The sequence below is a fragment of the Brachyspira pilosicoli P43/6/78 genome (assembly GCF_000325665.1).
GTDB lineage: Bacteria > Spirochaetota > Brachyspiria > Brachyspirales > Brachyspiraceae > Brachyspira > Brachyspira pilosicoli.
In genome coordinates, this window is record NC_019908.1 from 1,615,435 (window position 1) to 1,637,949 (window position 22,515).

The 22,515-nt window shown below is 27.2% G+C and carries 19 protein-coding genes and 1 pseudogene; 5 read left to right on the forward strand and 15 right to left on the reverse strand.

The features are described from left to right. Positions 1-9 precede the first annotated feature (9 nt). The 8 genes and pseudogenes from BPP43_RS07160 to BPP43_RS07195 form a co-directional block, all read right to left on the reverse strand. The gene (locus tag BPP43_RS07160; protein ID WP_013244457.1) at positions 10-744 is read right to left on the reverse strand and encodes a thiamine pyrophosphate-dependent enzyme; all 735 of its coding nucleotides are present in this window, start codon (positions 742-744) and stop codon (positions 10-12) included. Next, positions 741-1,796: a 3-methyl-2-oxobutanoate dehydrogenase subunit VorB gene (gene vorB, locus BPP43_RS07165; protein WP_015274571.1), complete on the reverse strand. Its 1,056-nt coding sequence runs from the start codon at positions 1,794-1,796 to the stop codon at positions 741-743. The genes BPP43_RS07160 and vorB overlap by 4 nt, the downstream gene beginning before the upstream one ends. Next, on the reverse strand, positions 1,796-2,032 hold the full coding sequence (locus tag BPP43_RS07170) for a 4Fe-4S dicluster domain-containing protein (protein ID WP_013244455.1): 237 nt from the start codon (positions 2,030-2,032) through the stop codon (positions 1,796-1,798). The genes vorB and BPP43_RS07170 overlap by 1 nt, the downstream gene beginning before the upstream one ends. 191 nt (positions 2,033-2,223) lie before the next feature. After that, a pseudogene (locus BPP43_RS07175) lies at positions 2,224-3,962 on the reverse strand (sulfatase). 92 nt (positions 3,963-4,054) lie between these two features. Continuing rightward, positions 4,055-4,813, reverse strand: a complete 759-nt coding sequence (locus BPP43_RS07180) for an amino acid ABC transporter ATP-binding protein (RefSeq protein ID WP_013244453.1) — start codon at positions 4,811-4,813, stop codon at positions 4,055-4,057. Further along, a complete protein-coding gene (locus tag BPP43_RS07185; protein ID WP_041747773.1) occupies positions 4,797-5,447 on the reverse strand; it encodes an amino acid ABC transporter permease in 651 nt (216 codons plus the stop codon). The genes BPP43_RS07180 and BPP43_RS07185 overlap by 17 nt, the downstream gene beginning before the upstream one ends. Positions 5,448-5,635: 188 nt before the next feature. Beyond that, positions 5,636-6,334, reverse strand: coding sequence for a hypothetical protein (locus BPP43_RS07190; RefSeq protein WP_181893520.1), 699 nt, complete (start codon positions 6,332-6,334; stop codon positions 5,636-5,638). A 173-nt stretch (positions 6,335-6,507) separates the two neighbouring features. Beyond that, positions 6,508-10,245 (reverse strand): glycosyltransferase family 117 protein, encoded by a 3,738-nt coding sequence (locus BPP43_RS07195; RefSeq protein WP_015274575.1) that lies wholly within the window; start codon positions 10,243-10,245, stop codon positions 6,508-6,510. Between the two features lie 279 nt (positions 10,246-10,524). On the opposite strand from BPP43_RS07195, the gene BPP43_RS07200 reads away from it, so the two are divergent. Further along, the gene (locus BPP43_RS07200; RefSeq protein ID WP_015274576.1) at positions 10,525-11,106 is read left to right on the forward strand and encodes a hypothetical protein; all 582 of its coding nucleotides are present in this window, start codon (positions 10,525-10,527) and stop codon (positions 11,104-11,106) included. A 57-nt stretch (positions 11,107-11,163) separates the two neighbouring features. Here BPP43_RS07200 and BPP43_RS07205 read toward each other — a convergent pair whose 3' ends face one another. The 5 genes from BPP43_RS07205 to BPP43_RS07225 form a co-directional block, all read right to left on the reverse strand. Then, a complete protein-coding gene (locus BPP43_RS07205) occupies positions 11,164-11,772 on the reverse strand; it encodes a hypothetical protein (protein WP_015274577.1) in 609 nt (202 codons plus the stop codon). Positions 11,773-11,799: 27 nt separating this feature from the next. Then, a complete protein-coding gene (locus BPP43_RS07210; protein ID WP_015274578.1) occupies positions 11,800-12,057 on the reverse strand; it encodes a hypothetical protein in 258 nt (85 codons plus the stop codon). 32 nt (positions 12,058-12,089) lie between these two features. Beyond that, positions 12,090-12,623, reverse strand: coding sequence for a hypothetical protein (locus tag BPP43_RS07215; protein ID WP_015274579.1), 534 nt, complete (start codon positions 12,621-12,623; stop codon positions 12,090-12,092). Between the two features lie 567 nt (positions 12,624-13,190). Further along, positions 13,191-13,760, reverse strand: coding sequence for a hypothetical protein (locus BPP43_RS07220; protein WP_015274580.1), 570 nt, complete (start codon positions 13,758-13,760; stop codon positions 13,191-13,193). Positions 13,761-13,960: 200 nt separating this feature from the next. Continuing rightward, positions 13,961-14,536 carry a hypothetical protein gene (locus BPP43_RS07225; protein WP_015274581.1) on the reverse strand — a complete coding sequence of 192 codons (576 nt, stop codon included), beginning with the start codon at positions 14,534-14,536 and terminating at the stop codon, positions 13,961-13,963. 390 nt (positions 14,537-14,926) lie between these two features. Here BPP43_RS07225 and BPP43_RS07230 point away from each other — a divergent pair, with 390 nt between their 5' ends. Next, positions 14,927-15,928 carry an NADP-dependent oxidoreductase gene (locus BPP43_RS07230; protein WP_015274582.1) on the forward strand — a complete coding sequence of 334 codons (1,002 nt, stop codon included), beginning with the start codon at positions 14,927-14,929 and terminating at the stop codon, positions 15,926-15,928. 340 nt (positions 15,929-16,268) lie between these two features. Here BPP43_RS07230 and BPP43_RS07235 read toward each other — a convergent pair whose 3' ends face one another. Then, complete coding sequence (locus BPP43_RS07235; RefSeq protein WP_015274583.1) at positions 16,269-16,634, reverse strand: DUF4234 domain-containing protein; 366 nt, start codon at positions 16,632-16,634, stop codon at positions 16,269-16,271. A gap of 181 nt (positions 16,635-16,815) precedes the next feature. Between BPP43_RS07235 and BPP43_RS12675 the strand changes: the two genes are divergently transcribed. Together BPP43_RS12675 and BPP43_RS07240 are read left to right on the forward strand one after the other, a co-directional pair. Continuing rightward, a complete protein-coding gene (locus BPP43_RS12675; RefSeq protein WP_353933482.1) occupies positions 16,816-17,292 on the forward strand; it encodes a DUF5682 family protein in 477 nt (158 codons plus the stop codon). 35 nt (positions 17,293-17,327) lie between these two features. Continuing rightward, on the forward strand, positions 17,328-19,154 hold the full coding sequence (locus BPP43_RS07240; protein WP_353933487.1) for a DUF5682 family protein: 1,827 nt from the start codon (positions 17,328-17,330) through the stop codon (positions 19,152-19,154). A gap of 352 nt (positions 19,155-19,506) precedes the next feature. On the opposite strand, the gene clpX is transcribed toward BPP43_RS07240, so the two are convergent. Continuing rightward, positions 19,507-20,715, reverse strand: a complete 1,209-nt coding sequence (gene clpX, locus BPP43_RS07245) for an ATP-dependent Clp protease ATP-binding subunit ClpX (RefSeq protein WP_013244441.1) — start codon at positions 20,713-20,715, stop codon at positions 19,507-19,509. Positions 20,716-20,936: 221 nt separating this feature from the next. Here clpX and BPP43_RS07250 point away from each other — a divergent pair, with 221 nt between their 5' ends. Continuing rightward, positions 20,937-22,508 carry a hypothetical protein gene (locus tag BPP43_RS07250; protein ID WP_015274584.1) on the forward strand — a complete coding sequence of 524 codons (1,572 nt, stop codon included), beginning with the start codon at positions 20,937-20,939 and terminating at the stop codon, positions 22,506-22,508. Positions 22,509-22,515: the final 7 nt, after the last annotated feature.

The window sequence follows — 22,515 nt, forward strand, 5'->3', positions numbered from 1 at the left end:
CCTCCTTAATTAACCGTCGTTCCTGAAATTGCCAAGCGGATAATGAGGAATTAAATATTCTCTTATCCATTTATGCGATTCAGTTGGAGATATACCCCAGTTAGTAGTACAGCTTGTAAGCATTTCTACTATAGAGAAACCCTTTCCAGCAATCTGGTTTTCAAAAGCTTTTTTTGTAGCCATTTTAGCCTTTCTAATATTTGCAGGAGTATCCAAAGCAACCCTCTCAACAAAAGTAGCCCCTTCAATAGTAGCAAGCATTTCGCAAACTCTTATAGGTTTACCAGCTCTGTGGAAATCTCTTCCAGCCTGAGTAGTAGTAGTCTTTTGACCTTCAAGAGTTGTAGGAGCCATCTGTCCTCCGGTCATACCATAAATAGCATTGTTTAAGAAAATAACAGTAATATTTTCACCGCGTGCTGCAGCATGCACTATCTCAGCAGTACCAATAGCAGCTAAATCTCCATCACCTTGAAGCGTAAACACCACGCTGTCAGGAATAGCTCTCTTTACTCCAGTAGCAACTGCAGGAGCCCTACCATGTGCCGCCTGCTGCATATCGCAAGAAAAATATTTATAAGCAAGTACAGAACAGCCTACAGAAGCTATACCTACTGACCTATCTAATACACCCAGCTCTTCTAAACATTCAGCAATTATTCTTTGTGATACACCATGCATACAACCAGGGCAATAATGTGTCCTACTGTCAGTAAGCCCCTTAGATTTTTCAAATACTATCATAAAATACCTCCTGCAAACTCTCTAACATGCTCTATTATCTCATAAGCTGCAGGAACTAATCCGCCAGCTTTACCAAAAAACTTAACAGGCACCCTGCATTCAATAGCAAGCTTAATATCATCAATCATCTGCCCCATACTCATCTCTATAGAAATATACATTTTACAATTAGGATTATTAAATGCTTTTACAGGGAAAGGCCATAAAGTTTGCGGACGAATCATACCTACCTTTTTGCCCTCAGCTCTAAATGTATCAACAACTCCCCTTACAACCCTAGACATAGTGCCGTAAGAAACAAGTATAATATCAGCATCATCTGTTTTATAATTTTCAGCTCTTGCCTCTTTCTCTTTTATTTCATTATATTTCTCTTGAAGATGTATATTGTGTTCATAAAGCAGTTCAGGCTCTAAATAAAGTGAATTAACAATATTTTTCTCTCTTTTGCCTCTATGACCGCAAGCAGCCCAAGTTTTCTCTTTTAATTCATATTTGGGTTTATATATAATTTCTACAGGCTCCATCATCTGACCAATAAAACCATCAGCAGCTACATAAACAGGTGTTCTATAATGGTCAGCAATGTCAAAAGCTTCCATTATCATGTCTGCAGCTTCTTGTAGATTTGCAGGTGCTAAAACAGGACAATTATAATCTCCGTCTCCGCCTCCTCTAGTCATCATATTATAATCACTCTGAGCAGGCTGTATGCTTCCAAGTCCAGGACCACCACGCATAACATTAAGTATAACAGCAGGAATCTCAGCACCAGCTAAATATGATATACCCTCTTGTTTTAATGCAACACCAGGTGATGATGATGATGTCATAGCACGAACTCCAGCTCCGCCTGCACCATAAACCATATTAATAGCAGCTACCTCACTTTCTGCCTGTACAAACTTTCCTCCAGATTCATACATAGCCTTAGACATAAACTCTGGTATCTCATTTTGAGGTGTAATAGGATATCCAAAAAAACATTTGCATCCAGCAGCAATAGCCGCAGTAGCCATAGCCTCATTACCTTTCATCAAACTTCTAGCCATTATTTACCCTCCTTCTTCTCATCAAGTCTCTCTACTTTTATACATATATCTGGGCACATCATGGCACAGTTAGCACAGCCTATACATTTCTCCATGTCTGTAACCGCTGCAGGATAATACCCCCAAGAATTCATATTTTCCTTATCTAAATACAATATCTTGGTAGGACATACAGATACACAATTAGAACAACCCTTACATTGTTCACTATCAATAATAACACGACCTTTAGCCATATTACCTCCATTTATTTTTTAATAAAATTTATAATAATTACATATATTCTTAACAAAAATTTATTTACCTATAATTAGTATATTAAAAAAATAATGTTTGTCAAAATATTGTATATTATTTTAAATTATTAATAAAAATTTATGAATGATAATATATAACTATTATTTATAGTAATAAATGTCTAATTCGTTTAATCTATTAAAGAATTGAAGTATTTACTCCCTCTAAATATATCTTCTGATACTATCCTTTGAGCATGGTCATACTTATATGATAAACTTTCTCTGTCAACTTCTATACGTCTTATATTACCATAACTATTAGTGTAAAAACTATTATAAAATCTTATAACATTATCAGTATTTTCTTTATATAGAAGCTCTATCAAACTATTTGTATAATCAAGCTTAGTATTAGCTGCTATAAACATAGGTATATTCTCTGGAGGAAAACCATCTTCTAGTTTATAAGCACCATCTTTACCATTCCATATAAGAAGAGGATTTACAGTATATGAACTTAAAAAAGATAATTTTATGCTTTCATCTATAGAAGAGTTGTATATAATATTTTTTAAATAAGGATATAAATGGTCATGTTTAAATATGATTATAGCATCTGGATATTTCTCTAATATAATATCTCTAGTTTCTATTATATCAATAGCAGTCATTGCTGAGTTTTCAAGAGTCTCTACCAAAACAGCTCTATTTTTTTTATCTATCTTTCTCATAAATCTTTGATTGTTCGAAACAAAATTTAAATCATTCTTTATATGAGTATTAGCATGACCTAAAAATGTAAATCCTGTAACAAAAACACCATCATCTGAAATATTGTCTTTAATATAGTTTTTTATATTTGTAATTCCTAAACTAAATACTGTTTTTTCAACTCCAATATCAGGAAACAATTTATCTAAATAATAAGTAACTCCAGATTCTTCCAAAGCTATAACATTATATCCTTTATCTCTAAATAAAAATGGAAGAGTTTTAGTGATGATAGTAGAATCAGGCTTTTTTGGAAATATTGGCGAGCTAGCAGTTAATCCAGATAGCCTTGCAAACAAACTACCGTTTCCATCATTAGGTCCAACTTTAGATGAAGCTTTAGCCCACTTTCTATACTCCTCTGGAAAAGGGTCTTTATCAAACAAACTTGCAAAATGACTGTAATCATAAAAAGATTCTAAATATATTAAAAATACGCTTCTATTTGTAACCGTATTATCACTATATGGCATTATGAGTTTTGATACATCTATATCTCTTTGACTTAATAAATTAATTGCATTTTTTACATCATTAAGATTGCATTCTATATTATTGTATTTTTTATCAAAAGATATTCTATGGCTTATTGTGTTTATTATACCCTTGCTGTTTGCTATATCAAAATAATTTGCATAAATTGAATTAATCTTTACAGGTCTAAAAAATGATAAATATGTTGTTAATATCACAATCACTATTAAAGAAATAGATTTTACTCTTTTTATCTTATACATCTTATATAATCTATATACAAAATATAAAGCAAAAGCTATAAGCAGAGAAAAATAAAGTACAGTAGCAGCTATAGTTATAATTTGTAAATATAAAGGCACAACCTCTATTAATGATGGATATAAATCAGGCATATCTGTAAAAAATAAAGGTTTTGTAACTACAGAGATACCCAGAGGCTCTATACTAAAAAAAGAAAATATAGCAACAATTACAAAAGAATATGATATTATAAGTCTTTTTTTGTTGGTATATAATCACATATATTATAAGCTATTACAGAAAACCAATAAATATATATTATATCAATTAGATGAAACTCAAAGCTCCCTAAAGACATAAATGGAAATAAAAAATCTATTAATAAAAAATACAATATTAATATTATAAAAAAAGAAATAAAATAAAAATTATTTTTCATATGTACCAAACACTATTATCTAAACACTATTATATAAAATTTATATTTTGAGAATTATATAATTAAAATATTTTTTATTCAATACGTATAAATCAATTATGAAATATTTTGCTTAAAAACTCTTTAATTCTTTCATTATTTTGATTATTAAAGAAGTTTTCAGAATTATCCATAGCAATGATTTTGCCTTTGTCCATAAACGCTATATTTGTAGAAAGCTCTCTTACAAAGCTAATCTCGTGGCTTACTATAATCATAGTCATCTTTTCTTCGGCAAGCCCTTTAAGTACAGTAAGAACCTCACCTATAAGTTCAGGGTCCAAAGCAGAAGTAGGCTCATCGCATAATAAAACCTCAGGCTTCATTGCTAAAGCTCTAGCTATGGCAACACGCTGTTTTTGTCCGCCTGAAAGTTCACTAGGGTAGCTGTCTCTTTTATCTTTAAGACCAACCATATCGAGTAATTTTAATCCCTCTTCTATTGCTTCATCTTTGTTTTGCTTCTTTACAATAATTGGTGCTTCTATGATATTTTCTAAAGCTGTTTTGTGGTGAAATAAATTAAAGTGCTGAAATATCATTCCTATCTTTTCTTTTCTCTTTACAAAATCTTCTTTAGATATAGCAAGATTATTTGAAAATAAAGGTTCATTGTCTATATAAACCTCTCCAGAATCAGGCTTGTCTATTTGTATAATATTTCTAAGAAGCGAACTCTTGCCTGCACCAGATGGTCCTATAATAGAAACTATATCTCCTTTATGTACTGTAAAACTTACACCATTAACTGCAGCAGAGTCTTTATATTTCTTTTTTAAATCAACAACTTTTAAATTAGCTTCTAATGACATACTTCTTCTCCAAATTTCTAAAAAGAACAACTATAACAAATGTAAATAATAAATATATTATTCCTGCTATTACGAAAGGTATAAGCTTAAAATCTCTAGTTAAAACCTGTCTTGCATAAAGCATTAAATCGCCTATTCCAAGAACTATTACTAATGATGTGTCTTTTATTAAGTTAATAGCTTCATTTGAAAGAGGAGGCAATACTTTTCTTATAGCCTGCGGAAGTATTATTCTAGTCATTATTTGTCTGTAATTCAAATTAAGTACATAAGCTGCCTCATACTGACCTTTATCTATACTCTCTATACCTGCTCTAAATATCTCCATAAGATAAGCTGCATAATTAAGAACAAAAGTAATAGCTGCAGAAGTAAATGCCGGGAAAGCTATTTTATTATTGGTAATAAGAGGAATACCATAATAGAAAAATATTAATTGAAGTATTAAAGGAGTACCTCTAAAAAGCCAAGCGTAAATGTCAAAAATATATCTAACAAATTTTGGAGCACTGAATTGTAATGCTGCAAAAATGATAGATAATGGCATAGAAAATATTGCCGTAACTAAATAAAGGCTTATTGTAACATATGTGCCTTTCAATAAATAAATTGTTGTAGATATTATGTATTCCATATAATAAAACTTTATAATAAAAATATTTATAGTATTACTATTCATAATAGTATAATATTATTCATAAAAATATCAATACATTTATTAAAATACTATTAATAAAAATGTTACTTTTTTTATAAAAAATTCAATATTAAAAAAACGGGAGTATAAAAATATACCCCCATTTATAAAAATTAACAATAGTTTTATATATTATACTCTATTACTTCTCTTTTCTTTGTTCCGCCAAAATTAAATATATCTAAATGTATTCCAAATTGAACTCCAACATCAACAGAGCCTAATTTACCAGGATATTTATAACCAACACCCAAACCTTGTAGACCATCTTTCATTTGTAAATAAGGTATATCAAAATTAACATATAATGATAAGCTAATAAATATTATATTAATACCTGTATACAATCTTATATAAGGTATAAAAACATTATTATATCTGCTTGCAAAAGCTCCGCCGCTTAATGCCATTTTATTATTTCCTTCTATATATTTTCCTAAAAATGGAAATTTTACTCCTCCGCCAACGCCTAATTGAAATAATAAAGGTCTCCACTCTAAATTAAGCCCTGTCATAACAGTATCAAATTCATGAGTAACATCAGTAGAACTTGCAAACTTAAAAGTATCTCTATACCAACCAACATCTACACCTAATGATACAGTATGAGTTCCATCTCCTATATTAAAATTAACTCTAGGGTTGAATATTACTCCAACTTCAAAAGCAGATTTTGGACTAAAAAAGGAAGTAGCTTCTGCATTATCTGAATAAAAACTAGGAAGACTTCCTCCAAGCGGTATATACATACCTATCCCCAATGAATGCGAGTAGACTAATGACGATGAAATAAGCATTAATCCTAAAACTATAATTTTTTTCATTTTTAATCTCCTGTTTAATAAAATATATTATTAAATACATTATTCTTTATAGAATATATTAATTTTATTTAAAAAATCAATATGAAAAGAAATTTTACAATACTTATTATAGTAATAAAAAAAGGCTCACTATTATAATAATAGCAAGCCTTAATAATTATTATACTTTTTTATTATTGATTAGGAGCCCCAACAGTACCTAAATACTGCATTATCTGTACCCTTCTGCTTTCAACATCTTTATCCAAATTAGCTATCACCTGATTATCCTTAGCAAGAGGAGACATTCTCACCTTAAAATCATTATAAACATTAAGTGCCTCAACAATCATATTCTGCTCTATATATATATGACCTATAGCATACAAAGCAAAAGCACCGTCTTGAGTTAAATCATTTGTATATTTTGAGTATATATTTATAGCCTCATTATATCTCTTTTGATTAAGATAAATGCTAGCCAAATCAAAATCTACACCCCTTCTATCATCTCTAGTAATATTAGGAAGATTCAAAGTATCATTTAATATATTAATACCAGTATTAACATCACCAATATTAGCATAAAGTATAGCAAGCTCTTTATTAACATTTATCAATTGAGTATTATTAACAGCTCTCTTTTTAGCTTCAGTTTTAGCCCAAATAGTTTCATCTAAATCCTGTCTGTTTTGATAAATATAATTAGCATAAGCAGTATAACTATCAAAAGTGTTTTCAGCTATAGCCTGCTGTTTTAGAGCATCTGCCTGCTGTCTTGTAGTTCTAAGCTGTAAATCTAATCTATTATTAAACTGCATTATCTGCTGATAAGTAGTGTTTTGTGCCCTTGCAGCATCTCCCATATCTTTACCTCTATGGAAAGTTTTCTCTGCTCTTGCCATTACATCTTTAGCTTTATTTAAATATTCAGCCTCTTTCTCATAAGGAGTATTTTTAGAACGAGCTAAATATTCATAAGAAGCAGCCAAATTGAAATAAGCAGGATAAATAAGCTTTTCAAGTTTTATAAGCTCTTCATACATCACTGTAGCTCTCTCATAATCCTCATCTAATATAGCCTGATTACCTATAGCAAAGTAAACATTAGACATATCAAAGCCTATAGTAAGCATTCTTTCTTCTTCTTCTCTTTTAAGCTTTTTATACTCTTCTATTTTTGCATTAGCCTCTTCTCTTGTAATGCCGTTTTTAGCAATGTCTCCATTACCCATAAAACCAAGCAATTTTTGATATGTTTTTATTCTTCTGTTATACATATCTATTTTAGCAAGTGAATAAGAACTTACAAAAATCTCTCTAGTTAAAAAGTCATAATGAGAAATCTCTTCAGCAGTTCCTTTCATAGTGTAGCTATTCCAATAATCTTCTTCTGTTTTTAACTCTGGGAAAGGAAGTTCATACATTTTTACGAAAGTTATCTCTTCATTGCCATTATAGTTATTTTTTCTCTCTACCGATATTAAACCTTCATCAAGCAAAGCATTCAAATCTGAAGCAACTTTTTCATTCTCATAATTTCTTTTCAAATGCTCTCTTGCTATTGCTTTATAATCATTAACAGTAAGCACCTTGAAGAACTCTAACTCATCAACTAAAGCATATTTTATAGGCTGAACTTTAAATACAAGTCCGTAAGCTTTAAAGTAATAATCTCCAAGCCTTTCAAGACCATCTCTTCTCCAAGCCATATAATAAGGTCTGCCGCTGTCTATAAAATCTTTGTCCACAGCATCGCTTATGCTTCCAAGCCATCTGCCGTCTGTTTTCATAAGGTTACCATATATTCTCTCAAATACATTACCCTTCTGGTCATATATTTTTAAATCCGGTCTTCTTCTTTCAACCATAGTATAGTAAACAAGACCGAATACTTGGTTATCTCCTCCCTCTGTTGCAAATATTGCATTGTCTGGAAGAGAGTTCATCATATTATATGAATAGTCGTGGTTACTAAAATCTTTAGAGTTATTGTTACGGCTAAAGTTCATTACAAATATAGGAACCATTATTGCAAATATTGCTATAAGTGATATTGCATGATAAGGCTTTAATTTTGTATCTGTAGTCTCTTCAGAAGGTTTTTTTAATACATTTTTTATATTAGTATTAAAATATTCCATATACCATTGTATACCAAATCCAACTATTACAATCATATATAAAGTAGCAGGCAAGAAGAATACTTCAACAAATGATAAAGTTCTTACACTTGGAGGAGGATTAGTATATGCCATTAAAGATACACCAAAACTTAATAGTCCAAATACTGAAAATATTCCTATAAACTTATTTTTCTTAAATATCTGAAATAATCCAGGTATTAAGAATAATAATCCTAAAACAGTTAATTGAGTTTTAAATATATTAATTAAAGCAGATACTTGTTCTGGGTGAAGTATGAAAGCTGCTGCAATATCGTTACCAGAAGCACCATATTGTTTTCTGTGTATCATACTAAATAAATAGCTTAAATTCTCCCAACCAGATGGCTCATTTAGCTGTCCCCAGTTTAGAGGAGGTAAAGCCCTTGCTCTTATAGGCATGTAGGCATATATCATAACGCCAACAGCAAGCATTAAAAGCATTTTATAATAAGAAAATGATATTCCAGTGATAAAATCATTATCATTATTAAACTTATCTATCTTACACAAGAAATATCTATAAACCAACACCCAAACTACAACTAAAAATAAAGGCCAAAATACTAAGAACATTCCTTTATAAAGAGTTGGGTAGAAAGGAGCTTTTAAGTTTTGTATCATATCTGGTCTTAAATAAGAACCATTAGCAAGTGCTGTAAATATGTCGCTTAAAATGTTCATATCTGTGAAAGGCTTAAAGAGTATAGAGAATATAGAATCATTGGAAGCTACACCAGGAGGGAAATATAAATAAGCCTCATAATTCATAATAAATCTATAGTATCCAAATCCACCTATAAAGAGCAACACTAAAAATACAAATATAGATATAAAAGGAGTTTCAATGTTTTCTATATATCTGTCTTTATGAACCAAGAATAATACAATAGCTATAAACAAAAGAGGAGCAAAAGCAAAAGGCAAAGTAACGTGGTGATTAGCAAGTGCTACCCCATAAAGAAAACCGAAAGCCATTAAATATTTATTTCCATAGTAAGGAACATCATCATCAGCATGCTGCCAAACTGCTTCAAACCAATAAACAAGTATTAAAAGCATAGAAGCTATTTGAAGAATGTTTAAGCTGTAAACTTCAGCCATAGTAGCTTGTGCCCACATATTGTCAGATATAGCAAAAGCAACACTTGCAAGTAATGCTGGTATATGTACTACAGGAGAAAAACCTCTCTCAATTCTGTTTTGTCCTAATACTTTAACCATGATAAGATAGAAGAAAATCATAGCAATAGCACCGCATGTGCCGGAAAATAGGTTTGTTCTCCAAGCGATGTTTCCAAATGGTATATAAGTAAATAGTTTAGACATTAAAGTATAAAAAGGATATCCCGGAGCATGCCCTACCCCTAAGAAGTAAGCTGCTGTTGTAAGCTCTCCATTATCTCCTGCAGAAAGTGAAGGAGTTAATGTAAACAAATAAAGCAAAAATGTAAACAAAAATGCTACACTAGAAAATATTATATCTATCTTTGAAAGGTGATAGGGTTTTATTTCGTACTTTTTAAATATTGGTTCGCTGTTAGAAGACTTTGAGAATAATTTAGAAAGTATGTTTTCGCTTTTTTCTTTATTAGCTTTTTCTTTCTTATTATTCTTTGCATTATTTTTTTGAGCATTTTGCAGATTATTAATATATTCTTCTATTAACTCTCTGTCTTTTTCTAGTTTTTTTGTAAGCTCATCAATGCTTTTATTTTTGTAATTAGCTTTAATATACTCTTTTTCAAGATGCGAAAGTTTAGCCATTGAATTATTTCCTCTTATCTAATTTTAAATAGTTTCAGATATATTTTATTTTGGATTATATGCGGCAATAAATTTTTTTTGTACTTTTTCCAGCCGCAAAAAGTACCAAAAAGTGCAAATAGTTGTTAAATTTTAAATACTCAAATATTACAACTATAATCAGTTATTATATAATAAAATCGCTTATTATTCAATAATGTAAAACTTATTTTATATTGAAATAAAACATCTTTTAAATTATAGTAAAATGATATTTAGCAGTTATATTCAGGAAATAAAATGAACTTCTTAAAAACAAATAGATTAACTATTATATTAATATTTATTATAATTTCTTACATATTTTATAATGACTTTATAGATAATAATAATAATAATAATAATAATACAATTAACAATATTTACAACGCAAACTATATAGTAACTGATAATGATATTATTTTAGAAAATACTTATGATTTTAATAGTAGTATAGAAATTAAAGAAATTCGCCGCAACTACCTTAGATGGAGAGATAGAGAGCATCCTAACGTAGATTTTGAAGAGGATTCAAAAGATTTATATGTGAGATTAATAATAATATTTATGATAGGGGCTGCCATACTAGGTGTTTTGATAGAGATATTATTTTTTAAAAAAGACTCTTATAAATACTATATTATTGTACTTGCAATAATTCTTGTAATAAGCTCGGTTATTATTTATAAAATACATAAAAACTTGGCTATTTTTAATATTGCCGGAAGTATAGATAGCATACTAGAATTATTAGCATTCTTTTTCGGCGGTGTAATATCTTTTATAGTATTGCTTATTAGTAAACACCTTAGGGATAAAGATAATAAAAAAAATAATGAATAATTATAAAAATTTAATTCTTGTACAACTAATGTATAATAATATTTGTTTTTCTTATATTCATTTTCTAATTTTTTTAAAAACATAACCAGCTATAATTATTAATAAAATTAAAATTAATCCTATAATTAAAGCATCTTTTAATGTAATATCTCCAAATAAAACCATAGTAAAAATATTTGAAGGTCCTAAAATAGTTTCAATAATATCTTTTTGAATTGATAAAGTTGATTTCAAATTATTAGTATAATTATTTGTTTTATTACTTATAAAGGCATCATTTATGATTGGCGGAGCATTAAAAAACGCTGCATATAAAAGCATAAGAAAAAATACAAAAGCAACAAGCAATGTCTTTTTTATGTTATCTTCATTTAAATTAAATAATGCCGTTATAATACCAATGGCTATAAATATATATTCATAAGTATTTTCAATATTTTTTATTATAAAAAATCCTGATACTCCAAAAAAGACTATTATTAATATTATAGCTATTGCCAAACCTATTACACTATCACCATCTACTACTGTTTCACCAATTCCTTTAATTAAAAGCAATATTAAAAATACTATTATAAAAGAGCATAAAAATAATGCTGCCATTCTAAATAAATCATTTTCTGGTATATTGATTTTATATATTAAATTAAAAATAATATCTTTCATAAATATTTATATATCTCCATAATAATTTTATACGTCTATCCATGCAAATCTTATGTAACGACGGCGATAAGTTATAAAATCTCTTATTAAATTAAGTAAATCATGTTTTTTAGAATATTTATACATTGTTTCTGATTTATTATTTACTACATCATACTTATTTAATATATCAGGAACATTCATAATAAACAATATCATTCCCATAGTTAATACAATAACAAATAAAATAGCAATAATACCTCTTACATCAATTTTTTCTTCTTTATCTTTTTTTCTTTTTCTCATAGCTATTTTATCCTTTTTTACTCTATATATATTTATGAATATTTTTCTAAGAAAGTATCTAGTATTTTTCTAAAAATTATTGCACTAAATGCTAAATATTCTATTTTACTTTTAGCATTAATAACACATAAAACTGTTATAGTAATAACATTTGCAAATAAAAAAAGTATGAATAGAAAACCTTTTTTATCCTCTTTCATTGTTCTGTAGAATTTCTTAATTTCATTCTTTGTATTTGGTATAATACCTGTAAATATAGCCAATATAGCATATAGCAAAGAAACTCTCATAAATATAGTATTAAAAAAAGCTTTTGCCGTATAATATCTTATAAAGAAACTATTTTTTATATATGTTGTAAAGTTCACTTTCTTTTTTTCTTTTGATATATTTTTTAAATAAGTTCTTTCTAAATCATTTTTTATATTTATTTCTACTTCTTTTGCAAATCCTATATTTGTATCTCTGTAAGAAAATAATATTATAAGAGCAGGAGGTATTATAATAGGTGAAAACAAAAATATTGCAAAAATTATTATAGATTTTGCAGATTCTTTTTTACTCATTTTTAAGCCTTTATAGATATTATGATTAGAAAATATAAAGACAATACTTTTTTATTTATGAATATATAAATATTTATATTAGTATAATTTTACTTTTCCATAATCCTCGTCATTATATTATTATATATACCTTTTTTGTCAATACGGTATATATGTTTATTGAATTAGATATATTGTATAAATTTGACTTAGTTTATTGTAAGCCTAAAATAAAACTATTAAACCAAAAATTGAAGTAAATATAAAAATGCAATATAATAATTTGATATATATAATTATTAAAATAAAAAAAATTAAGTATATACCTAAACAACTATATTTTGTCAAAAATAATTTTTTTAAATTTTAACTATCTGCAGGGCTTTGCCCCGCACCCCACTTCTTTTGGTGCCCCAAAGAAGCAAAAGGGCTATATTTTAGCTTAAATTAATAGTTTATATTACATGCAAAACAATTTTAGTATGATTTAGTACTAATTTTATATCTTGCACTTTTTGCAACTTTTTGCGGCGGGAAAAAGTTGATAAAAAATAGATGAAATTAAAATTTTTTAGAATACTAATAAATTTATGATATTTTCCTAATGATAATACAGGCTATAAAACCGAAAATCACTCCGCTGAAAGCTAAATATTCTCTATTACTTTCCATATATATTACTATTGCTATTAAAACGAATGCTATTAATACCAGAGTAATAAACACTACTAATATTGTTGTTATAGTCTCTCTAATATCTTCTTTTAGTTTTATCTCTTCATGATAATATTTTTGGGCTATAATTGCGGTAGCTGCAAGCGATAATACATAAGTCAGTATATATACAATTAATACTCTCACACCAACAATATTCAAATCCACTTTTGAGCTGCTATATTTAGATGATAAAGTTCCTTTTAATAATATTGTTATTATTTCTTGAAGTACTTCTTCTTTTTCAAAATTTGATGCATTAGTTTGTTTATTATCTATTATTTCTTTATCATTATATATTATTTCTTTTTTTTCTTTTATATTTTTATCAGCCTTAGCAAAAAATGATATTGCAGTAGGAGGTATAGTACAAGATAAGAAGATATATATTATTAAAGCTATTACATTAACTTTGCTGTCATTTTTTTTATTTTTAATTTTCATTTAACTACTCTTTAATTAAAATTATTTTTTAGCATATATAGTTTTTCAATTTTAATGTATATAGTTTTTTTGTAAATACAGTATAGATGTTTATTGAATTATAAATTGATTTAGTTTATTGTAAGCGTAAAATAAAACTATTAAACCAAAAATTGATAAACTTAAAAAATTAAGTATATATTTTTAGAATACTAATAAATTTATGTTATTTTCCTAATGATAATACAGGCTATAAAACCAAAAATCACTCCGCTGAAAGCTAAATATTCTCTATTACTTTTCATATATATTACTGCTACTATTAAAATGAATGCAATTAATGCCAGAGTAATCAACTCTACTAATATTATTCCTATAGTCTCTCTAATATCTTCTTCTATTTTTATCTCTTCATGATAATATTTTTGGGCTATAATTGCGGTAATTGCAAGCGATAATATATAAGTCAGTCCATATACAATTAATACTCTTATACCAAGAATTCTAAAATCCACTTTTGAGCTGCTATATTTAGATGATGAACTTCCTTTTAATAATAATGTTATTATTTTTTGAAGCATTTCTTCTTTGTCAAAATTTGCTGCATTAGTTTGTTTATTATCTATTATTTCTTTATCATTATATATTATTTCTTTTTTTTCTTTTATATTTTTATCAGCCATAGCAAAAAATGATATTGCAGTAGACGGTATAATTAAAGATAAGAAGAGATATATTATTAAACCTATTATATTGATATTGTCTTTGCTATCATTTTTTTTCTTTTTAATTTTCATTTAACTACTCTTTAATTAAAATTATTTTATCATATATAGTTTTCAATTCTAATATATAGGCACTTTTTGTCAATGTAAATATATGTTTATAGAATTCTTAACGCACGGTGAATGACTCTATATATATAATCAAAATAATATTTATAATTAGTTCTTTTTTATAATTTAGTTTAACGTGCGCCAGTATAAATTTTGATAAAAAAATCATGTAGTACTTTAAAAAACTCTAAAATATATTTATTTTGTGAACTACAATATATGTTTTATATGTATTATTATACACACAAATATTATTGTTACCACATTAGTAACAATAAATTCTTTAAATTTTATATTGATTTATATAGCATATAAATTTATTTTTATAAAAAACAAAAAAGGAGATATTATATGAAAGCTATTCAAATTAAAAAATATTCAAAAGATATAAATATAGAAGTTTCAAATATTCCAATTCCTAATATTTCTGATAATGAAATATTAATTAAAGTAAAAGCTGCTGCAGTAAATCCTCTTGAAATATTAACATTAACAGGTTCTGTAAGACTTATACATGATTATAAAATGCCATTAACATTAGGCAATGAATGTTCTGGAACAGTTGAAAATATAGGCAAGAATGTAACCGATTTCAAAATTAGAGATAAAGTTTACACTCGTCTTCCTATATCCAAAATAGGAGCTTTTGCTGAGTATGTTGCAGTAGATAGTAAATTCGTATCAGTTATGCCTAAAGATTATGATTTTATTACATCAGCAGCAATACCCCTTACAGCTCTCACAGCCTATCAAGCATTTACTGAAGAATTGGAAGCTAAACAAGGAGAAACTGTTTTAATAACAGGAGGCTCTGGAAGTTTTGGAGAACTTGCTGTTCCAATTGCAAAATATTTGGGGTTAAATGTTATAGTTTCTGGTAATGAAAGATTAAAAGAACATTTTATTGATTTAGGAACAGATAAATATATTAGTTATAATAAAGAAAATTACTCTGAATTAGTTTCAAATGTTGATTATGTAATAGATACGCTTGGAGCAAATGAATTTGACAAAGAATTATCTGTATTAAAAAAAGGCGGACGACTTTTAAGTTTGAGAACTAGCCCAAATAAAAAGTTTGCTGAAGACAATAATTTTCCTTTTATCAAAAAATTATTATTTTCTCTTGCTGGTTCTAAATATGATAAAAAAGCAATGAAAGATGAAAAAGAATATCGTTTTATGTTTGTACGTGCTGACGGAGAACAGCTTCGTAAAATTACAAAAATTGTAGAAGATAAAAATATAAAGCCTAAAATATTTTCTACTATATTCAATATGGATAATGCATCAGATGCTTTGAAATGTGTTTTACAAAAACATACAGATGGAAAAATAATAATATCTATGTAATTAGCTTTATATTACTTTTACGCACGGTGTGTAGACACTTACACATAATTGAAGTTATAATTTATAAATAAACAAATATTCATAATTCAACTATCCGTGCGATGAATATATTTTTAAATTTAAATAAATTTAGGGTGGGTATTAAAATAACAGTATAAAATTAGTAAGAAAAATAATATAAAAACAACTTATAAAAGCAAAAAAACTAGAGGGTGGGCAGATGTAATTTAAAATCTTTTTTACATACCCCGCCCTTTATTTTTTATAATTTATCTTGTAATTTACATTTTATTTAAACTTTCTATTTAATTAAAAATTATAGCTCCCGCCCAAGCTTTAATTAAGAATTAATTTTATCATAAATAATATTAAGCTTAGACTGCAATGTAACAACAGAATATATATATCCAAAAGGAATGAAAAAAAACAATACCAAAACAAAAGCATTCTCTCCATAACTATCAATATCAGCTTTTTTATACATATCATTAAAAACAATATTTCCATATTTATAAAACCAATATATGTCAAATAATCCGCAAGTTATTATTGATAATATGCAAGCTAATGTTGGAGAGATGTATTCATTTTCCATATAGCTATTAATATCTTTTGTTGTAACAGTAATCCAATAAATCACATATACCCTGCATGTAATTAATGATAATAAAGCAACATTTAATAATGATTTCTTTTCTATTTTCATAAATATCTCTAAAATATTTTTTTTGTTTTAAGTTTAAATAAAAAAGCATATAAGTCAACAATTAATTTTATATTAATTTTTATACTTGTACTTTTTGCTGCGGGAAAAATTGAATAAAATAATAAACTTAAGAACTATATACTGCAATAATCAATTTTGTGCTTGCAATGTTTAATATATATTGTATCATCATAAAAAAATATTGTATTATAATAATGTCAAAAAAAATAACTTAGAAAAACAACAACTACTATTACCTATAAGGCATCATTCTCCAGCTTGCTCATATCATTTAAAAAAAGTAATAAATAGTTTTAACCCAGATTGTATATTAATAGAAGGACCAATAGACTCTAACAACTTAATGGAGTTTATGACAGACGAAGAAACCAAAGCACCATTTTGTATATATTCCAGCTATGATAGTGATATTAAATATAGAAGCTACTATCCATTTTTAGATTATTCTCCAGAGTTTGTAGCAATAAAAGAAGCATCAAAAAGAAATATCAACTGCGAGTTTATAGATATGCCTTTTGCTTCTATGATAGAAAATACAGATGATGAATATCAAAAAATAAGTTCCGTATACGATAAAGATGATTTAAAATTTGATATAAATGATTACACAAAAAACTTACACAAAAATCAGGATTAAGAACATTTCAAGAGCTTTGGGAAAGAGAGTTCGAAATAAACGGTATAGTAAAAACCCCAGAAGATTTTTTTAAAAGCGTATATACATTAGGCTATTATATGCGTTTAATAGAACAAGAAGATACAGAAACAAGAAACAGAGAATATTTTATGGCTAGTAATATAAAAAAAGCCATAAAAAAATATGATAGAATTTTAGTTATTATAGGAAGCTTTCATATGGAAGGCATAATAGCTAAATTAAAAGAAAATATTAATATAGAAGAAAAGCTAAAAAAATACAATAAAAAAAATGCAAACAGCTATTTAATACCGTATTCATTTGAAGATGCAGACAGAAGAAACGGCTATCAGTCTGGTATAGAGTTTCCTGCATTCTATAATTTTGTTTATAATAAATTAGAAGAAAATAATTTAAATAGTTATTTAGACACTATTATGTATTTTATAATAAAAGCTTCAAATGTGGATTTTAATAACAATAATTCAAGCATATCAGATTGTATAAACGCCTACTACATGGCAGTTAATCTTTCAAAACTAAGAGGCAAAAGCACAGCAGGAGTTTATGAGCTTATAGATTCATTAAAAACTTCATTTATAAAAGGAGATATTAATTTAGAAAATAAATCAAATATAGATTTTATTATTAAATTATTATCTGGTATAAAAAATGGAAAAGTATCATCAAAAAGTTCAGTGCCTCCTGTAATAATTGACTTTAGAAATTTATGTAAAAAGTTCAAAATTAAATTAGACAACAGCAGCGAAGTAGAAACTATACTTGATATTGTTAAAGATGACACACATTTTCAAAAGAGCAGATTCTTTCATAAAATAAGATTTTTAGATATTGATTTTTGTAAGCTAATAAAAGGTCCGGATTATATTAATAGGATTAATAAAAACTTAGCAAGAGAGATTTGGAAATATAAATATAAAACAAATTCAGAATCTTTGTTAATAGATAAATCAGTTTATGGAGTAACTATAGATGAAGTTTGTATTAATATAATAAAAGAAAAATTAGATAGTAATATAAACTCAAGCGAGATTTCAAAATTAATAATAGAAACTAATATGATGGGAATAGAAGGTTTTTTAGTAAACAACTATTCAAAAATAGAAGATGTTATTTTAAAAGACAGTAATTTTATAAGTTTATGCGAATGTTTATATAATTTATATTATTTATTAAATATAGTTGAATATAACACCATGATAAAAAAAGAATCTTTTGCTAATGACTTAATAAAAAAACTTTTAAACACAACATTTATTTGTGCCATAAACAATATGGATTATGTAAAAGATTTAGAAGAAGAGGAAGCTATTAAATATTCAAAGCATATAAAAAACATTTACACTAACATATTAAATGATGCTGATTTAATAGAAGCTTTCACTATAAAAATAAACTCTATATTGTCAAACACATTTGGAAGCTCACATATATATGCAGTTTGTTTGGCAATAAAATATAAATTAAAAGGAATGACAACAGAAGAGTTTTCTAACATTATATGCAATTTTTTAGAATCATCTGATGCTAATACTATAAGTTATTTTTTGTCTGGAATATTTATTATATCAAGAGATATTTTATTTATTAATGATGATATAATAAAGAAAATAGACACTATTGTAGAAAAGCAAGATGAAGAGAGTTTTTTAAGTATACTACCCAATTTAAGATATGCCTTTACAAATCTCTCACCAGATGAAATAGACAGGCTTTCTTTATTTTTATCAAAGCTGCATAATAAAAGTAAAGCAGAAGAAATAAATAAAGAGTTTGAAGCAGATATATTATTAGACCAAAAGATATTTGAGAAGATGAGAGAATATGAGATATTTAATTAAGAAAATTAATTATTTGTAGTTAAAAATTATATTTTATAAATTTAAAATATTGCATGGCTTTGCCCCCTGCGAAGCGTGCCCGTAGGGTAGCACCCCACTTCTTTTACCGACGCTCTGCGTGCCTGCGGCAAGGTACCTTTCGGTATTGGTATAAAAGAACCTTATATCCTACGGATACGCTTCGCGAAGAACTGCATTTTTATTATAAATTTTATAATTTAATTGTACATTAAAAGCCACTCCCCCGCACGACTAAGAAGTTATAATTAAAGCATAGCATTACCGTGCGGCAAGGTGGTACAGCTCGTACGTGGGAAAAAGAACAATAAAAAATTACAAAACTTAAAAATTTTCAGTGTATATTTAGTTTCTCTTCAACGTATTCTTTTTTTATCTTGATAGACTTTTTATCAGAAGGCAAATCATACATTGAATCAAGCATTACCTTTTCAAATAAAGCTCTCAAACCTCTTGCTCCTGTATGCTCTTCCATTGCCTTTTTTACTATCACTTTTAAAGCCTCATCATCAAAACTTAAATCAACATTATCATACTCAAATAATTTTTTATATTGTTTAATGAGTGAGTTTTTAGGCTCTTTTAATATTCTAATCAAATCCTCTTCTTTAAGCTCTTGTAAAGTGGCAACAACAGGAAGCCTTCCTATAAGCTCTGGTATAAGACCGAATTTTACTAAGTCTTCAGTTGCAATATGCTTCATTATCTCATCATATTCCAAGTTTTCCATAGAATTAACTTCAGCAGCAAAACCAAGACCTTTTTTTGAAGTACGCTCCGCAATAGACTTTTCTATATCTATAAAAGCCCCACCACATATAAAAAGTATATTAGAAGTATTTATATCTATGTTATTTTGATGAGGGTGCTTTCTTCCACCATAAGGAGGCACGCTAGATATTGTTCCTTCTATTATCTTTAATAAAGCCTGCTGAACACCTTCTCCAGAAACATCTCTTGTAATAGAACGAGATTCACTCTTGCGTGATATTTTGTCTATTTCATCAATATATATTATTCCTTTTTCTGCTAACTTCACATCTCCGTCAGCATTTTGTATAAGGCGAAGAAGTATATTCTCAACATCATCACCCACATACCCAGCCTCTGTAACAGTAGTAGCATCGGCAATAGCAAAAGGCACATTCAAAGCCTTAGCTAAAGTGCGAGCAAGTAAAGTTTTTCCGCTTCCTGTAGGTCCTATTAAAAGTACATTAGACTTCTCTATTTCAACATCATTATTAGTATTATCTTGCATTATTCTCTTATAATGATTATACACAGCAACTGATAATATCTTTTTAGCATAATCCTGCCCTATCACATATTGGTCAAGTAATGCTTTAATCTCTTTTGGAGGAAGTATTTTTATATCATATTTTTTATTATTAGGTTTTATACTATTATGAGCATTGAAATAATCATTTGCTATAGCAGAACAATCAGAGCATAAATACCCCTCATTTCCTTCTATATATCTGCTAAGTTCTTTTAATTCTCTTCCGCATAAAGCACATGCTTCTTTATTATTTTTTTTAGACATATACGTTCCATTCTTATGTTATATATATTTTTTAATTAAGTTAATACATTCTATACTAAAATAAAAGTATTTCAATAGAAATTATAAATATTATAATATGAAATTACGAATATAATATTATTAAAATTTATTTTTTTTATTAATTTACATTTATAATAAATTTTGATATAATGAAAATGAAATTTTAATATTTATACAACAAAATTAGTTAGGAAAGATAAATGAATAATGCAAAAATATTTATAATTTTCATAATTGTATTTTCTTTTTCAAATCTGTTCTCTCAAAATCTATACACAACTAAAGACATAATATTTAATCTAGACAACTCAGCAGTAAAAAGATCAACAGCTTCTCAAATGTCTTCATATTCAGATAAGTTAATGGCAAAGGATATATTTGATTTAGACAGAACATTATTTTCAGGAATGTATGCACCTAGTTTTAAAAACGGTATGCAAAATGCAGCACAATTATACTTTGGAATACCAATAAAAGATAATGAAATGTATTTTGGTATTGGAGGAGCTTTCTCTATAGACTCTCAAAGCATGAACTATAATAGGGAATATATACCTGTAATAAATAGAGTAATACTTGGAGAAGAAAAAAACTTAGATACTTCTTTTGCTATTAGACCAGTATTTAAAATTAATGATATGATATCTATACATTACTTATTAGCAAAATCCGGAGGATATTATTTTAATCAAGGATATACTTATTATCATCAAACTAATGTAAACAATTATGCTAATCTTACAAATAATATTACAAACTCTCAATGGTATAATGAAATAGCTGTTGCAATTAATTTTGATAATGATATGAGATTAAATTTACCAATAGCAGTAGCAGTAAATAACTATTCACAAAGATATACAACAAACAATAGCACTAAAGATACATTAAGCCATCAATATATAAACACCGCAACAAATTCTTTTGATACTTCTGTGAGATTATTATTTTATCCAGAGTTTATGATGCCTTTAGTAGCAGGACCTTTACAAAAACTAACTTTCAATTTAGGATTGGAGTTTGACCTTTACAAAGATAATCAAAATAGATTTATTTTAAACTCAACTAATATATCACCAAATGAAATAGATAAAGTAATAAATGGAAGCTTAGCTAAAAGCAATCAAACTTATAATCTTAATATGAGTTTTGATATTAGTGTTGCTCCTACTTTAGAATGGAATATTATAGACAGAGTAATAAAATTAACAACAGAGCCTAGATTAGGTTTAAGACTAGATATAACTAATTTAGGTACAACTTATGTAATGTCTAATACTTATAATGATGTTAATAATACAATAGATGAAGGTAATTTAATAGCAACAGGCGATATACTTCATAATGCAATAAGTATTATTCCATATTTAGAAATACCAGTTGGTACTACAATAAAACCTTTAGAATGGTTTGAAATTAGAGCTGGAATAAAATATGGAATAGATATGAATATATATTCTTTATACAGAGAAACAGCCCAAAAAGAAGTAATAAAAACACTTGAAACAGATTTTGTATCAAAATTAGGAATGTATGCTGGTCTTGGTTTTTCTTGGAAAGACAGACTATTCCTTGATTTATTTTTAGATTTAGCTGTAACAAGTAAACAAGAATCTATATGGGTTAATGGTGTAGGACTTCAATTATCTTATGCATTTACTAAATTTGACTATTTACAAAAAGAAGAACCTCCTATATATTCTTATACAAATGGCGACACAAATAATGATATTGACTTAAACAACAATAATATTACAAATGACATATTATAGGAGAATT

Bases quoted from the DNA above. Each gene is read 5' to 3' on its own strand.
- BPP43_RS07160 (WP_013244457.1), bottom strand. From the start codon at position 744: ATGATAGTATTTGAAAAATCTAAGGGGCTTACTGACAGTAGGACACAT.
- vorB (WP_015274571.1), bottom strand. From the start codon at position 1,796: ATGGCTAGAAGTTTGATGAAAGGTAATGAGGCTATGGCTACTGCGGCT.
- BPP43_RS07170 (WP_013244455.1), bottom strand. From the start codon at position 2,032: ATGGCTAAAGGTCGTGTTATTATTGATAGTGAACAATGTAAGGGTTGT.
- BPP43_RS07180 (WP_013244453.1), bottom strand. From the start codon at position 4,813: ATGTCATTAGAAGCTAATTTAAAAGTTGTTGATTTAAAAAAGAAATAT.
- BPP43_RS07185 (WP_041747773.1), bottom strand. From the start codon at position 5,447: ATGGAATACATAATATCTACAACAATTTATTTATTGAAAGGCACATAT.
- BPP43_RS07190 (WP_181893520.1), bottom strand. From the start codon at position 6,334: ATGAAAAAAATTATAGTTTTAGGATTAATGCTTATTTCATCGTCATTA.
- BPP43_RS07195 (WP_015274575.1), bottom strand. From the start codon at position 10,245: ATGGCTAAACTTTCGCATCTTGAAAAAGAGTATATTAAAGCTAATTAC.
- BPP43_RS07200 (WP_015274576.1), top strand. From the start codon at position 10,525: ATGAACTTCTTAAAAACAAATAGATTAACTATTATATTAATATTTATT.
- BPP43_RS07205 (WP_015274577.1), bottom strand. From the start codon at position 11,772: ATGAAAGATATTATTTTTAATTTAATATATAAAATCAATATACCAGAA.
- BPP43_RS07210 (WP_015274578.1), bottom strand. From the start codon at position 12,057: ATGAGAAAAAGAAAAAAAGATAAAGAAGAAAAAATTGATGTAAGAGGT.
- BPP43_RS07215 (WP_015274579.1), bottom strand. From the start codon at position 12,623: ATGAGTAAAAAAGAATCTGCAAAATCTATAATAATTTTTGCAATATTT.
- BPP43_RS07220 (WP_015274580.1), bottom strand. From the start codon at position 13,760: ATGAAAATTAAAAATAAAAAAAATGACAGCAAAGTTAATGTAATAGCT.
- BPP43_RS07225 (WP_015274581.1), bottom strand. From the start codon at position 14,536: ATGAAAATTAAAAAGAAAAAAAATGATAGCAAAGACAATATCAATATA.
- BPP43_RS07230 (WP_015274582.1), top strand. From the start codon at position 14,927: ATGAAAGCTATTCAAATTAAAAAATATTCAAAAGATATAAATATAGAA.
- BPP43_RS07235 (WP_015274583.1), bottom strand. From the start codon at position 16,634: ATGAAAATAGAAAAGAAATCATTATTAAATGTTGCTTTATTATCATTA.
- clpX (WP_013244441.1), bottom strand. From the start codon at position 20,715: ATGTCTAAAAAAAATAATAAAGAAGCATGTGCTTTATGCGGAAGAGAA.
- BPP43_RS07250 (WP_015274584.1), top strand. From the start codon at position 20,937: ATGAATAATGCAAAAATATTTATAATTTTCATAATTGTATTTTCTTTT.